Annotated in this window: 12 protein-coding genes and 1 pseudogene; 8 read left to right on the forward strand and 5 right to left on the reverse strand. The window is 56.7% G+C overall.

Annotated features, from left to right (window positions below; genetic code table 11):
- Positions 1–25: 25 nt before the first annotated feature.
- From MED193_RS00910 to MED193_RS00920, 3 genes are read right to left on the reverse strand one after another with little or no spacing between them, the layout of a single operon-like run.
- A complete protein-coding gene (locus tag MED193_RS00910; RefSeq protein WP_009807734.1) occupies positions 26–1,195 on the reverse strand; it encodes a Xaa-Pro peptidase family protein in 1,170 nt (389 codons plus the stop codon).
- Positions 1,185–2,378, reverse strand: coding sequence for a diaminopropionate ammonia-lyase (locus MED193_RS00915; protein WP_009807735.1), 1,194 nt, complete (start codon positions 2,376–2,378; stop codon positions 1,185–1,187). The genes MED193_RS00910 and MED193_RS00915 overlap by 11 nt, the downstream gene beginning before the upstream one ends.
- Positions 2,371–3,525: an amidohydrolase gene (locus MED193_RS00920; protein ID WP_009807736.1), complete on the reverse strand. Its 1,155-nt coding sequence runs from the start codon at positions 3,523–3,525 to the stop codon at positions 2,371–2,373. Before MED193_RS00920 ends, MED193_RS00915 begins: the two co-directional genes overlap by 8 nt.
- 295 nt (positions 3,526–3,820) lie before the next feature.
- Here MED193_RS00920 and MED193_RS00925 point away from each other — a divergent pair, with 295 nt between their 5' ends.
- On the forward strand, positions 3,821–4,549 hold the full coding sequence (locus MED193_RS00925; RefSeq protein WP_039965628.1) for a metallophosphoesterase family protein: 729 nt from the start codon (positions 3,821–3,823) through the stop codon (positions 4,547–4,549).
- Between the two features lie 146 nt (positions 4,550–4,695).
- On the opposite strand, the gene MED193_RS00930 is transcribed toward MED193_RS00925, so the two are convergent.
- Positions 4,696–5,955, reverse strand: coding sequence for a nucleotide sugar dehydrogenase (locus tag MED193_RS00930; RefSeq protein WP_009807738.1), 1,260 nt, complete (start codon positions 5,953–5,955; stop codon positions 4,696–4,698).
- 243 nt (positions 5,956–6,198) lie between these two features.
- Between MED193_RS00930 and MED193_RS00935 the strand changes: the two genes are divergently transcribed.
- From MED193_RS00935 to MED193_RS00960, 6 genes are all read left to right on the forward strand, one after another.
- The gene (locus tag MED193_RS00935; protein WP_009807739.1) at positions 6,199–7,860 is read left to right on the forward strand and encodes an alpha/beta-hydrolase family protein; all 1,662 of its coding nucleotides are present in this window, start codon (positions 6,199–6,201) and stop codon (positions 7,858–7,860) included.
- Between the two features lie 681 nt (positions 7,861–8,541).
- A complete protein-coding gene (locus MED193_RS00940; RefSeq protein ID WP_009807740.1) occupies positions 8,542–9,444 on the forward strand; it encodes a LysR family transcriptional regulator in 903 nt (300 codons plus the stop codon).
- Between the two features lie 102 nt (positions 9,445–9,546).
- Positions 9,547–10,404, forward strand: coding sequence for an NAD(P)-dependent oxidoreductase (locus tag MED193_RS00945; RefSeq protein ID WP_039965680.1), 858 nt, complete (start codon positions 9,547–9,549; stop codon positions 10,402–10,404).
- Entirely contained in the window at positions 10,397–11,911 is a 1,515-nt protein-coding gene (locus MED193_RS00950; RefSeq protein ID WP_009807742.1) for an aldehyde dehydrogenase family protein, read from the forward strand. The genes MED193_RS00945 and MED193_RS00950 overlap by 8 nt, the downstream gene beginning before the upstream one ends.
- A gap of 1 nt (position 11,912) precedes the next feature.
- Positions 11,913–12,647, forward strand: a complete 735-nt coding sequence (locus tag MED193_RS00955) for a serine O-acetyltransferase (RefSeq protein WP_254655406.1) — start codon at positions 11,913–11,915, stop codon at positions 12,645–12,647.
- 9 nt (positions 12,648–12,656) lie between these two features.
- The gene (locus MED193_RS00960; protein ID WP_009807744.1) at positions 12,657–13,529 is read left to right on the forward strand and encodes a VOC family protein; all 873 of its coding nucleotides are present in this window, start codon (positions 12,657–12,659) and stop codon (positions 13,527–13,529) included.
- A gap of 153 nt (positions 13,530–13,682) precedes the next feature.
- On the opposite strand, the gene MED193_RS00965 is transcribed toward MED193_RS00960, so the two are convergent.
- A protein-coding gene (locus tag MED193_RS00965) for an IS3 family transposase (RefSeq protein ID WP_085978290.1) occupies positions 13,683–14,812 on the reverse strand; the annotation gives its coding sequence in 2 pieces (ribosomal slippage) (positions 13,683–14,548 and positions 14,548–14,812; 1,131 coding nt in all).
- 109 nt (positions 14,813–14,921) lie between these two features.
- Here MED193_RS00965 and MED193_RS22800 point away from each other — a divergent pair.
- Positions 14,922–14,999 (forward strand): annotated as a pseudogene (locus tag MED193_RS22800) (IS5/IS1182 family transposase); the annotation flags it as partial.
- Positions 15,000–15,082 lie beyond the last annotated feature (83 nt).

Consider the following 15,082-nt stretch of genomic DNA (forward strand, 5'->3'; position numbering starts at 1 on the left):
CTGCGCTTTTCCTCAGGGGTGTTTGCTAAATCACCGGCAGTTCTGGTGGTGCGCGCCGGGTCAGCAGCTCAGCCCCGTCGGCACGGATGACGATGTTTTCTTCATGGACCATGATCAGACCGTCGCCATAGCCCAAGGAGGGTTCCAGCGTCAGCACCATGCCTTCCTGAAGACGGGTGCAGTCAAAGTCCGCATGAGAGGGCTGTTCGGTCAGCTGCATTCCAAGCCCATGTCCCAACCGGCCAATGTCGCCGCTTTGATCGTCAAGCTCAGCAATCACGCCTTGCATGGCCTGAAACAGATCCTGGCAGCTGTTGCCCGGCTGGGCTGCTGCCAACCCGGCCTCGGTGGCGCGCCACAATACATCATAGGCACGGCGGGCGGCATCATCTGCGGTTTCGATGGCAAAGTTACGATCAAAGTCGCAAAAATACCCGTCCCATGTGGCGCCAGTGTCCAGCATCAGAATATCCCCGGCTTGCAAAGGACGGCGCGAGGGGGGGGAGATGACATCTGCATAGCCCCCCGGCCCGGCGCCACCGACCAGATAGGGGGTATCATCCGCTCCCTGGGCCAGTGCCTCGCGTCGAAAGGCACGAAAGACCTCCTCTAGGGGCATTCCCTGTGAAATTTGTTTAGGCACTTGATCGAATGTGGCTGAACCAATTGTGCAGATATGGGCCAGTTTTTCGATCTCGGCTGCTGATTTGACCATCCGTAACCCCTGGATCAATCCGGTCGCATCAGTGAGCTGCAGACCCGGCAGCGCCCGCACCAGCCGTTCCCAGTCCCCCAACGGCATCCTCAGGGAGGTCTCATGCCCCTTCAGAATGCCAAGCCGCGCCCCGCGTCGTGCCAAGGGCGCCAAGAGCTCGTGCAGCAAGCTGATACCGTCATCCTGTGGGGCTGGGGCGCTCCAGCTGCGAATATCTTCGATCCAAGTCTGCCGCATCAGGGCGGCACCGATTTCAGGGATTACCGCGACCGGCTTGCCAGATGCCGGGATGAACAAAAACCAGGGGCGTGTCGGGCTCTGCCAAAACAGGGTGTGAAATCCGCTGAAATATCTCACATCCGGTTCCGTCATCAGCAGCAAGCCTTCCAAGCCTTGCTGCGCCATCAGTGCCTGCGCTTTTTGGGTGCGCGCCTGAAATTCCGCCTGCTCAAACCCGCGTGCTGGGGCCTTACGCTGCATCGAGGTCTCCCATGATCCGAGCAAAAATGGTGGGGTCCGTGATCCCTTCTGAGCCAATCAGCAAAACACGCGATCCCGCATCCAGTTCCAATTTTTGCGAAAGTGCGCCATCTTGGCGTGCGGCGATCAATGCAGCCAAGCCAGCAATGGCACTTTCGCCCGCTTCGATTGACGGATCCCCCTCGAGGGGCCGCGCCAAAAGGCGTACCGTAGGGGCTACCAGCGAATCCGGTATGGTCAGAAAATCGGAAACCTCCTCGGCCAGAATTTCCCAGGCCATTTCTGAGGGTTCCCCACAGGACAGGCCGGCCATCATTGTTTCTTCTTGAATGGCAACACTGGTGGCAGCACCCGCCCGGCCACTTTCAAACAGACAGGCAGCCAGTTCAGGTTCAACAATCACCACCCGTGGGCCCTTTGCCGCCCAGTGTTGCCGCAGCCCAGCAACGACTCCTGCGGCCAGTCCGCCGACCCCGCCTTGCAAAAACACATGGGTCGGGGCCTGCTCCAGGCTGTCGCAGATTTCTTGCGTCATCACACCGTAGCCGGCCATGACGTCACGAGGCGGTTCAGAGTAGCCCTCCCATGAGGTGTCGGAGACTACAAACCAGCCGTTTTCTTCGGCTTCTTGTTTGGCCAGCAGAACGGAGTCGTCGTAGTCGCCTGCGATACGGATCACGTCGGCGCCCAAATCACGCATGGCGGCAGCCCGTCCTTCGCTGACCTCAGCATGGATATAGATCCGGCAAAGGGCGCCAAATCGCTGGCAGCCCCAGGCCAGTGACCGACCGTGGTTGCCATCGGTGGCAGAGACCAGAGTGATTTTGGCGGCCTCTGCTTTGTATTTGCCTTCTCGGATATCTTCCAATGAGACTTCGTGCCCCAGATTGGCCGCGAGTTGCCGTTGCAGCACCCGTTGCGCCGCATAGGAACCGCCAAGCGCCTTGAAGCTGCCGAGCCCAAACCGTGGGCCTTCATCCTTGTAGAGCACTTCAGCAACGCCGATCTTATCCGCCAATGCCCTGAGCGAGACCAGTGGCGTTGGCGCATAGCCCTGCCACTGGGTGATTTCAGCGCGGGAGGTGGCAAAGTCCTGTCGGGACAAAACTCTCTCGACGGCGTCACCCTTGCGTTTTTTGGCAGCGACATGGCCCAGCTTTGGGAGAGTGAGAAAATCAAACATCGGTGGTCTTTCTGTTTGGCAGACGATCACGGACCAGTTCTGCCCATAGGGCAGCTCCAATCGGCAAAAGCGCATCATTGAAATCATAGTCGGCAGAGTGCAGCGGTTGTCCATGGGCACCGCTTACGCCGTTGCCCAGGAGCAGGAAGCAGCCGGGAACCGCAGCACTGAAATGAGCGAAATCCTCCGAAAAGCTCATTGGGGGGCGATCTGCGAGTGTTGCGATCTGCATGGCTTGTGCCACACGCACCACCGCTTCTGTTGGATCTGTGGCATTCAGTGTTTCGATAAATTCCGTGTCAAAGCTCATCGTGGCAGTGACGCCATGGGCCGCTGCGATTCCACTGGTGATTTGGCGCATGAACCGTTCTAGTGCCAGGCGGTCTTCGGGGGCGCGCGCCCGCACGTCGCCTTTGAGCCGCGCAAGGCCAGGCAGCACATTGCGTTGCCCATCGGTGATGAATTCAGTGACAGAGACCACAGCTCCGGAGGAAGGGGCCAGCTTGCGGGAGACAATCGTCTGCAAGGCGAGAACCAGCTCAGCGCCCACGGTAATGGCATCTACCCCCACGTGGGGCATTGAGGCATGCCCGCCCTGGCCCCGCAGGGTGATCTCGAACAGGCTTTCACTGGCGCAGATTTGTCCCTGGCGGGTCGAAACCTGGCCAAGCGGATCGCCAGGCAGATTGTGGATTGCGTAAATTTCTTCGAGCTCAAAACGCTCCAGCAGGCCCTCAGCGATCATCGCCTGCGCCCCCAGTCCATGTTCCTCATTTGGTTGGAAGATAAAAACCACTGTGCCATCAAAGTCGCGGCTCTGGGCCAGGACCTCTGCAGCGCCCAAGAGCATTGCCATGTGCCCATCATGGCCGCAGGCGTGCATAACCCCCGTGTTTTGTGACTTGTAATCTTGGTCCGTGGCTTCGTGAATCGGTAGCGCGTCCATATCGGCGCGCAGGCCAATTGCCCGGTTGCCTCCGCCGGATTTCAGCACACCGATGACGCCAACGCCCTCATGTACCTCAAGGCCTAGCTGCCGTAACCGTTCCGCCACACGCGCCTTGGTGCGATGCTCTTCAAAGCCAAGCTCCGGGTCCTGGTGAAACTGCTGGCGCAGCGCTGTCAGGCGCTTGTGAAATTCGTCCATTTTGAGATCCCCATGCTGGGTCTGAATTTACCCAGAACCGCGTCGGGGTGGCATCATTGTTGCCTGCGAAGGAAATAAATTACCTCTCGGATTGCCGGTTTTGTGATTGTTTTCAGATCAGCTATTGATTCAAAGCTTCGAAAACTCAGAATTGGCGTCCAATGCTTCACTGAACGGTCACGAAACATAAACACCTTTGCGCCCAAAATAGTGCGCTTTTCCAGCCGTTCCCTTTCATCGCGGCTCTCTGTAAAAGGCGATACGACCTAACTCAAACCTGTCTGGAACCTGGTACATGCTTAGATCTTGGCTGGCAAAACTCCTCGCTCGCTCTCAGCCTGTTGCCCCTTTGTCTCCAGGCGGACCCTTCTGCGCCATTGGGGATATCCACGGGCGTTTTGATCTGTTGACGCGCTTGCTGACCAAGCTCGAACCAGAGTTGCAAGTTATCTGCGTTGGCGACTACGTGGACCGCGGCGAACACAGCGCCGAGGTTTTGCGGTTTCTCCAGGCGCACCCGGAGATCACCTGCCTCATGGGCAACCATGAGCAAATGCTTTTGTCGTTTCTAGATGATCCAAAGGCGGCTGGGCCCCGTTGGTTGCGATATGGTGGTCTGCAAACACTGGCCAGTTTTGGTGTGGCGGGGGTTAGCGATACCTCACAGGGGACAGATCTTGAAAAGGCTTGCGAGGCCCTGACGGTGGCAATGGGGGAGGACCTCATTACCTGGCTGCGACGCCTACCCTTGTCTTGGCAGTCGGGAAACATCTTTGTGACCCATGCTGGCTGTGATCCGGCGGTGCCCGTCGACGAGCAGAGCGCCAGCCATCTGTTGTGGGGGCATCCGGAGTTTTTCAAAATGCCCCTCCAGGATAGAAATTGGGTTCTGCATGGTCATACGATAGTGGATGCACCGAGTGCCGAGGCAGGCCGCATTTCCATCGATACGGGAGCCTTTGCCACTGGGCGGCTCACGGCCGCTGTGGTCAAAGGTCAAGCCGTCGAGTTTCTTCAGGCTTGAGCAGAGTATGCTCTTAAACGAATAGGGGCTTTGTCAGCGCTCCGGCTTTGCGGTCCATATCCATGTGTCAAAGCGAGGAGAGAATGTCCTTCCAGTGCTATGCTATCGATATGTAGGGTTGGCGACTTTGCCGCCCGACTTCACTATTAGAGGCGCAGATCGGAGGCGTCCGGTGGCAGGATGTACTTCAGGTCGTAAAGCACCGCATCCTCGCCGCCGAAAGCGCGAAAATCACTTTCCTGCATCTGGATGAAGGCGCTATGGGCAACTGCGAGGATGATACCATCATAGGCCTGCTGCGCGGGCTCGGCGACGAGTTCCACACCCAAGCTGGCCTTTGCGGCGGCAGGATCGGCGTGGGGGTCGTGCACGTCGACGCTTAACCCGTAGTCCTCCAGCCCTCGCAACACATCAATGACACGGGTGTTCCGCAAGTCTGGGCAGTTTTCCTTGAACGTCAGCCCCATGATCAGCACGCGGCGCATGGGCTTGCCGCGTTTGACCAGGGCCTTGATCATCTGCTGGGCAACGTAAGTCCCCATCCCATCGTTCAAACGACGGCCCGCTAGCAGGATATCCGGATGGTACCCGAGGCTTTCTGCCTTGTGGGTTAGGTAATAGGGGTCCACCCCGATGCAGTGCCCGCCAACGAGGCCGGGACGGAAGGGTAGGAAATTCCACTTGCTACCAGCGGCCTTTAGCACAGCCTCTGTGTCTATACCCATACGGTTGAAAATCATCGCAAGCTCGTTCACCAGGGCGATATTGATATCGCGCTGGCTGTTTTCGATCACTTTTGCAGCCTCGGCCACGCGGATGCTGGGTGCCAGATGGGTGCCAGCGGTTACGACCTCTTTGTAGAGCGCATCCACCTGCGCCGCCACTGCGGGGGTGGAGCCAGAGGTCACCTTGGTGATATCGGGTAAGCGGCGATTTTTGTCACCAGGATTTATCCGCTCGGGCGAATAGCCGACGTGGAAATCCTGATTGAACCGCAGGCCGGATTCCGCTTCTAGGACCGGCACGCAGTCTTCTTCTGTGGCGCCGGGGTAGACGGTGCTTTCGTAGATCACCAGATCGCCAGGTTTCAGAACGGCTCCAACGGTTTTGGAGGCCGCCAGCAAAGGGCGCAGGTCCGGGCGATGGCTTGCATCTACGGGGGTGGGCACGGTGACGATATAGATCCTGGCATCAGAGATTTCATCAGGATTTGAAGTCAGCGCCAGATGGCTTGCCTCGCTCAGCTCTTGTGGCGAGATTTCGCGGGTTTGGTCCGCGCCTGCGCGCAGTTCTGCGATGCGCGCGCCATCTATGTCAAACCCTAGGGTGGCACGATGCCGTCCAAAGGCCACCGCGAGGGGCAGACCCACATAGCCAAGGCCAATGATGCAAATCTGATCTGGCATGCTCTGCTCCTGCACGTTTGGGATGCCCGGATGGCGCCCTTTTGCAGATGTCCATATAGACCCTTGCCGGGTGGGCCACCAGCCCCACCAGATTGGCATTCGGCCTGCCGGCTAGCAGATTGCCCGCCAAATTGACGCGATAAAGGGAAGAATAAACATTGAAGCCTGAAAAGAATGTGTAGCTTGGCTATCATCAAACCTATGCTGTTTAAGTATTTTATCCCTGCGCGAGGAGGCTAGGAAATGTTCAGAATCGGCACACTCGTCCCGCGGTTTTCTCTACCATGTCTGTTGCTGGGCGTGCTTTTGTTTGCCGCCTCCTTGACACCGTCTCTGATCCCCCGTGGCCCGGCTGTGCAGGGTATTCTTGGCGGGGTCCTAATTTCACTTGGATACCTTTTTGGTCGAGCGGCTGATTTGATATGGCGCGCCGCCGATATGCCACGCCTGCAAGGAAAACTGGCCGCTTCTTTGAACCTCGCTCTCCTGGGCATCACTGTATCGGTGACCGTCTTGACTATTTGGTTCCACTTGGACTGGCAGAATGAACTGCGGCAGAAAATGGGACTGGAACCTGCAGAAGCGCAATACCTCACGACCATTCTTGTCTCAGCGCTCATCACATTTGCCATTGCATTCGTCATGGGCATTTTGATTTCGGGGGTATTTAGATGGGTCAGAGCAGCCTTTTATCGGATTATGCCTGTTCGGCGTGCAAATATTCTTGGGGTTATCACAGTCATTCTCCTTCTATTTGTTGTTACGCGTGACGGTCTTTTCGATCGCGCTGTTACGGGGCTGGATGAAAGCTATGAAGCCGCGCAAAAGTTATTCGAAAATGCTCCGCCTCGGCCAACAGCAGAGCACAAGGCAGGATCTGCCGCGTCCTTGATCGATTGGGCTGCGATGGGGCAGCCTGGTCGTGATTTCGTGATGACTGGCCCTGATGCGAAAGCGATCGCTGCGTTTTCCGGTAAGCCAGCGCTCGAGCCCATCCGTGTCTATGTCGGACGTGCGAATGGTGACACGGCGACAGAGCGGGCGGAGCTGGCTCTTGCCGAACTCAAACGGCTCAAAGCCTTTGATCGAAAGGTCCTGATTGTTGCCAGCCCCACGGGAACCGGCTGGATGGATCCTGGCTCCCACGACCCGGTTGAGTACATGCACAACGGAGATATCGCGACGGTGAGTGCGCAGTATTCCTATCTTCAATCGCCTCTGGCGCTGGTTTTGGAAACCAAGACCGGGTTGGATCAGGCCACCGCCCTTCTTGAAACCGTGCATGAGTACTGGAAAACACTGCCGCAGGACAGCAGACCCCGCCTTTACGCGCATGGATTGAGCCTTGGCGCCTGGTCCTCCATGTATGCCACCAACCTTTTCAGGCTCGTCGGAGACCCAATTGATGGTGCTTTTTGGGTCGGTCCGCCGTTTCCCTCCCGTTTCTGGCAATATGTTCAACACTCACGCCGGCCAGGCAGCTCTTGGTGGTTGCCGACAATCGGTGATGGCTCATTGGTCCGATACGCTTCTCATATTTCGGATGCATCACAAGCCAAAGCGGAGTGGGGCAGTATGCGCATTGTCTTCCTGCAATACTCGAGCGATCCCATTGTTTTCTATGATCCCTATTCTCTGTGGCGGGCGCCGCCCTGGATGAATGACCCACCCGCTCATGATGTTTCTACGCGCCTTAAGTTTATCCCGATTGTGACCCAGTTTCAGCTCGCGTTCGATTTGGCTTTGGCCTTTGATGCCCCTGCGGGCCACGGTCACGCCTACTACGCCCAAGACTATATCGCCCCATGGGCAGAGGTGACCGCCCCTGAGAACTGGACGAGAGAGGATAGCAGGCGGTTGAAAGAGAGATGCAACTTGGGTGTGCAGCAGGGGTGTAAAAACTGACACTCCACTTGCTGAGCCGCTCAGTGCCCCTTTCAAGGTGGCTCGTGAATCCGGCGCAAAACTGGCAAACAAGGCTCTGTTGGCGTGCCAGGTTGAGTCCAAGCCGGACGGGCCTCATACATAGACAGCAGCCCTGCGGGACAAAGTGAACCTTCGATGTGGTGGCGCAAATGACGTCTTTCAAACGTACTAACCTATCATGCGCGAGGGGAAATTATGATCAGATCATGGCCCGTATCGTGAACCAAGATCAGGTCTGGACACAGTTCAATAACGAAACCTTCACGTTCAGATGCAGCGCAGTCGACCTTCCTTAACGGCTAGTTCTCGAAGAATGTGTTGAACGGTTGCCTTGGGTAAGCTGCAATGCGGCGCATGCATAGCTCGTCAACGGCAGGTTTGGGCCGGGAGCAACCAGGTGCATTTGCAGCATCAGAGAACGTGCAAAATGACCGGTAAGGGCTCACAGCCACCGTTCTCCGCGCCAGTACACCAAATCCGTACTGAGGCAGGCGGTCAAGCTCGGCAGAGCGGACAAAACGGCCGTTCACTGAATCCAGATGAATGTCTTTTCTCGAGAATAGCAGCTTACATGACGCCATTGGCCCTAGTGCCAAAATGTTGCGTTCTTAGGTGGCTCTATGTAAAATTTGTTGTGAACAGCGCAACTCCGGAACTCAAATGGACGACAAACTCACCTCTACATTTCTGCAGGTTTGCCGAGAGGGTTCGATCCGGGCCGTAGCCGTTTCGCTAGAGCAAGAGCCTTCCACGATCAGTCGCAGGCTGACGGCGCTGGAGGAGCAGCTTAGCATTCAATTGCTTGAACGGCACAAGAAGGGGGTTAAGCCAACCGAGGCGGGGAATTTGCTGTTGCGTCACTTGCGTGGACAGGCGGCAGAGTTTGAGGCACTGACGGCGGAGTTTGACGCCTTGCGCGGGATGCGCAGAGGTTGCGTATCGCTGGCGGTGGGCGAAGGGTTTGTTAGCGACTTGATTAAGAACGCCTTGCCCAGTTTCAAGACAACCTATCCTGAAATCACATTCACCCTGCGCAGTGGTTCCACTGAAGCCGTGGTACAAGACATTCATAATGATGCAGCCCATTTAGGGTTTGTTTTCAATGCGAAGCCTGATCGTCAGAGCAAGGTGTTGGTACATATGGCGCAGCCTTTGCGGCTATTGGCTGCTCCGACTTCGGACTGGGCCAAAACTGCGACGCCTGTTTCAATAAGCAGCCTGGCTGCGATGCCTTCGGCGGTCTTGTCGTCTGGTTCCGGCATTGGGGCAATGGTGCGCGAGGTTGAGACGATCTATGGTGTGCGGTTAAATCGGGCTTTGGAAGCAAATTCGCTCGCGGCTATCCGGAATTTTGTACGCGAAGGGCTAGGCGTCACCGTCCTGCCTGCTTTTGTTGTGGCGCAAGAGATCGCAGATGGCACCATCGTGGATTTGCCTCTGGATGTTTCGGAATTTTCGCGGGGTGAAGTCAGTTTAATCGCTCGCTCAGGTCGGCGCTTGCCTGAGGTGGCTGTGAAACTCGCCAATCACGCAATGCGATCGATGCAGGCGTTTCAGGTTTGACTGAGGTGCATTGTTGCGCCAAATGCAACATTATTTCTAGGTTGCTGCAATTCACGGATGCCTGATGTTGGATTACTTTCCCTGAAACATCGGGAGATTTTCATGATCGGATTGGTTGGATTGGGGGCGATGGGGGGCGGATACCTCTCGCGCTTGATGGCGCAGAACTGCGACTTGATGTGCTTTGACGCGATGCCAGAAGCCCGCGCGCGCGCAGCTGCGGCGGGGGCCAAGGTGGCGGACTCTTTGGCCGATTTTAGTGCTTGCGACACCGTTATCCTGTCTTTGCCCAAAGCTGCTATTGTCTCTGCGGTGATGGAGGAACTAGGCCCATATCTGAAAAAGGGCAGTATCGTTGTCGACACCTCAACGTCAGAGCCGGACACCACTAAGCGCCTCGCGGCGGCGGCGGAAAGCAACGGCTACACCTTCCTTGATGGCCCTGTCAGCGGCGGCCCACTTGGCGCGCGCACCGGAACGATGACCATGGTTGTCGGCGGTGACGAAGCTGGTTTTACCAAGGTCCGCCCCTTACTTGAGAAGATGACCGGCAAGCTGGTCCATATCGGCCCCTCTGGTGCGGGTCACACCGTGAAAATCGCCAACAACTTGCTCTGCGCTGCGAACCTTGTCCTGATGAGCGAGATGGCGCAGATGGCCGAACGGGCTGGTATCTCATTGACTGAGCTGCTGACAGGTATCAACGCAGGATCCGGCCGGTCGGGCGTCAGTGAGGTGAATTTCCCCAAATGGATCACCAATGAGGCTTACGATTCTGGCTTCACCATGGGCTTGATGCGAAAGGACGTCGGGCTTGCAACCGGACTGGCCGAACGGCTGGGAATCGATCTTCCCGCAACCCGGGAAATCGCGGCGATCTGGGAAAACAGCCGAGAGATTCTGGATGACAGCGCCGACTTCAATGAAATCTATAAATATCGGAAACGCTCTAATGTTTGATCGTATTGCTTATTACAAATCGCGTTGCGCGGAGCTTGACTTGTCGGAGGTCCCACAAAGCTATGTGGGGGGGGAGTTCGTTTCTGGGACAGGCGCGATGATCGCTCTGGAGGACCCGTACTCTCGTACCGTATTGGCTGAATATCCCGATTGTGGTGCTGAAACGGCCAACCGTGCTTGTGAGGCAGCAGCGGTGGCGCAGAAGGTGTGGATGACCGATTTCACCGCCGCTGGCCGCGGTATCGTAATGCAAAAAATCGCTGCCCTCGTGGATGAACGTCAAGAGACACTGGCGCAGGTCGAGGCCGTGGTTTCAGGAAAGCCGCTCCGTGATTGTCGGGTTGAGGTTGCGAAAGTGTCCGAGATGTTCCGCTATTACGCGGGGTATACGGACAAGCTGCACGGTCAGGTGATCCCGGTTCCGTCGGGCCATCTGAACTATACGATCCGCGAACCCCTGGGTGTGATTTTCCAGATCACCCCATGGAACGCGCCCATGTTTACTGCCGGTTGGCAAATTGCTCCAGCGATGGCCTGCGGCAATGGCGTAGTTCTGAAGCCTAGCGAATTGACCCCTGTGACCTCCATCGCGCTGGCCACCATTTGCGAAGATGCAGGTACGCCCGCAGGGTTGATCAACGTGCTGGCGGGCCTAGGCCCAACGGCCGGCGAAGCTGCGATTGCGCATGACGCGACGCGCAAGGTGGTGTTTGTGGGCTCTCCTGCAACTGGACGGGTTGTGGCGACCTCGGCAGGGAAGGCGCTGAAACCTGTCGTGCTAGAGTTGGGAGGCAAGTCGGCCAACATCGTGTTCGAGGATGCCGACCTCAAGGCAGCCTGCAAAGGCGCACAGGCCGCGATTTTTGCAACCGCTGGGCAAAGCTGTGTCGCTGGCTCGCGGCTGTTGGTGCAGGCATCGATAAAGGATAAATTCGTTAAGATGGTCGCGGATGGGATGGAACAGCTCAAGGTTGGCGATCCGCTCGACGAGGCGACTGAGATCGGCCCGATCAGTAACCGTCGCCAGTTCGACCATGTGACAGCGATGGTTGATCAGGCGGCAAAGAACGGGGCAAAGGTACTGTCTGGGGACAGAACAAAAGGCGATGCTCTCATCGTGCCGCCTACGATCCTGACGGACCTGCCTCCAGAAGCTGACGCCGCCCAAACCGAGATTTTTGGCCCCGTCGTGGCGGCTCTTAGCTTTGTCGATGAGGCTGATGCCGTGCGCATCGCCAACAGCACAGATTTTGGTCTGGCGGGCGCGGTTTGGACGAACAATGTCAGCCTCGCACACCGTATGGCAGGGAATGTGCGGGCGGGCACGTTTTGGGTGAATGGCTACAAGGCTATTCATGTGTCTACGCCTTTTGGTGGCTCGCGCTCTTCCGGTTTTGGGCGCTCGTCTGGTACGGATGTGCTGATGGAATACACCGAACCCAAAAGCGTTTGGGTCGAAACTGCCGAAGTGCCGCGCGTGGCCTTTGGCTATGCCCCAAGCGAGTGATATGACCCTGATCGAAGACACTGCCCAGCTGTTTCACGAAGAGCCGGCGCTGGCTGCGTTGTACGGCTTTACGCCGGACGAGGTGCAAAACGATGCTGACCTGCTCGCCGCGGTTCTTGCTGGACTGGTGCCTGACGCGCAAGCGCGGCATAGGATTCGCGATCTGGTTGGCGAAGCGTTTGCAGCGGATGCGGGGAGCGTCGCTTTCGCTTTGGAAGATCTCGTGGCCACGGCTGAACGCGATCTCAGTACCGATGCCGCCCGTGTTTTGTTGTTCGCTCCCGGATATCAGGGACTTTTGTCCTATCGCGCGTCGCATGCGTTGCTGATGTCTGGGCGCGATACCGCGGCCGCGGCCATCAAAGCCATGCTTGGACGGCAACTCAGCGTGGATATCGCGCCAGAGGCACAGATCGGCCGTCGCGTTTGGCTCGACCACGGGCTTGGGGTCGTGATCGGACGGACGGCGGTCATCGAAGACGACGTGAGCATTTGGCACGGTGTCACGTTGGGGTCGAACTTTGTCTCCATGGGCGACCGTCGTCACCCGCTGATAGGCAAAGGTGCCGTGCTGGGGGGCCATTCGGTCATCTTGGGCGGTATTGATATTGGCGAAAACGCGGTCGTCGCTGCAGGGGCCATCGTCACCAAATCAATTCCCGCTGGCAAAACTGTCTATGGTCCCAAAGCCACCATCCGAGACCGCAAACCCGGCAGCTTTAGTGGCTTCACATAGGAGGGTTCCATGGCATTTCTTGGTATCGACCACCCGCTGATCGCCGTGCGCGATCTGGACAAAGCGATTGAGACCTACCGCAGCTTGGGGTTCTTCATTGCACCGCCCGGTCAGCACCCTTGGGGGACATCCACAGCGCTCGCCCTGTTCCGACATCAAATTCTTGAGATCGTAAGCATCGGCGATACGTCTTTGCTAGACGGTTATGAAACCGGGGGCTTTCGCTTTGGGCGCCATGTCGAAGCGTTCCTGGATAAATCGGAAGGTGTAGCGCTCACCGCGCTGTTCACAGAGGATGCCGACGAGGCAGAGGCCGAACTGGCCAAACATCGGATTTCGTGCACAGGCACCGTGAACTTTGGCCGCGATGTTGTTCGTGCCGACGGAAAGCAGGACCGAACCAAAACCACACTGAAGGTATTCCGCAACGACACTATGCCCCGGCTGTCGGTCTTTGCCTGCCAACAACATCGGCGCGACCTGCTGGAGTTTCCCGATAAGATGACACATCCCAACGGCGCGAAGGGCTTTGCCGCAGCGACCATTGTAGCTGAGGATAAAGCGCCTGTGATGGATTGGTTGGCCCGCATTCACAACGTCTCCGCGACCAAAGATGCCGAGGGTTTTGACAGTATCGAGACAGCCAACGGTCATTGGCGGATCGTTGGGCCAGGGCAATTTCGATCTTTCTACGGCGCTGAACTTCCAGCAGATTACCTGTCGGATGGGCCCAGGATTGCGGCGCTTGATGTTCGGGTGAAAAACCTAGAAGAGGTTAAGGGCGATAGTGTTGTCGATCTAAGAAAGGTCGACAATAGGCTTGTCGCGTCCGACATGTCGAAGTTAGGCGGAATCGTCATGTGTTTTCTTCAGGATGCATAATTCACTCAATTTTCGGATTAAGCGTTTGGTCGATTGGCGTACCCCAAGATAGCTGAAATAGATTGGCGAGGGGCAGGGCCGATTGATTTCTATGAAGTGGTCCTGCTTTTTAGGACAGGTTTGCGGCTTGGCTAAGATGCATCTGGTTTATGTTCATGCCGCTTTTCGTGTTTCACTTTGTTCGAAGTATGCCGCGTCTGGCGTGCGCTTGTCGAGGGCGGTGTGAGGCCGCTCTGCGTTGTAAAAGCCGATCCAGTCGTCGATGATCCTTTTGGCTTGAAAGCCGTTGGTGATCTCGTGCAGATACACTGCCTCCTGCTTCAGGGATCGCCAGAGCCGCTCGATGAAGATGTTGTCCAGATAGCGGCCCCGCCCATCCATAGAGATTTTGATATCGGCCTTCGTCAGCGTCTTGATCCAATCCGCGCCCGTGTATTGGCTACCCTGATCCGTATTCATGATCTCGGGCTTGCCATATTTGGCGATGGCTTCGTCCAGTGCTTCAACGCAAAAGCTGGCATCCAACGTATTTGACAGCCGCCAGGACAGCACTTTGCGTGTTGCCCAATCCATGATTGCCACCAGATACAGGAACCCGTTCTTCACTGGAATGTAGGTAATGTCGCTGCACCAAACATGGTTGGGCCGCGTAATCGACAGCTTTCTCAATAAGTATGGCCAGATCTTATGCTGCGGGTGCTTCTTGCTGGTGTTCGGCCCTTTGTAGATGGCCTGCAGCCCCATGATGCCCATCAGGCGACGCACGCGATGCCGTCCTGCCGAGAACCCTGATTGGGGCAGATACGCCGCGATCTGGCGGCTGCCGAAGAACGGATACTTCGTAAATATCCGGTCAATCTCATGCATCAGATCAATCGTCGCCTGATCAAAGCCAACAGGCGTGTAATAGATTGAGGAACGGCTGATCTTGAGCAGCTTACACTGGCGCGTCAGGCTAAGGTCGGTGTTGTCCTTGCGGATCATCTCGCGGCGTTCAGACAGGCTCATCGCTTCAGCCCTTGTGACAAAAAATCATTTTCCACCGCCAGCTGACCAATCTTGGCATGAAGCTCTTTGATTTCGCCGTCTTTGTTCTCAGCCTTTTTGACCTTGTCCGAGAAAACGTTGACCATGCCATCAATCGCCTGCCGTTTCCACGTGCTCACCTGCGTAGGGTGCAGCTGGCGCTTCGATGCAATCTCCTGCACCGTCTTGTCACCGCGCAATGCTTCAAGGGCCACAGTCGCTTTAAACTTGTCTGAAAAATTCCGTCGCTTTGTCATTCTTGTATCCATTCAATCGGGTTGGATACATCTTAGCACGCTGTCCGAATTTGCCGGACCACTTCACTATTCGATGGTGTGACTAAGGGTTCAAAAACGAACAGTGATCATGTCCGTTCTTTTCCGGCTGACGGATGCGCAGATGGCGCGTCTTGAACCTTTCTTTCCAAAGCCCCATTGCAAACCATGCGTTCACTGCTTGGCTGGGCGCAGCAGGGCCAGTGACCTGTTCAATCTGGGCACCGTGCTCTGGTCTGGGTCGCAGGCAAC

The organism is Roseobacter sp. MED193 (genome assembly GCF_000152965.1).
Classification (GTDB): Bacteria; Pseudomonadota; Alphaproteobacteria; order Rhodobacterales; family Rhodobacteraceae; genus Pseudophaeobacter.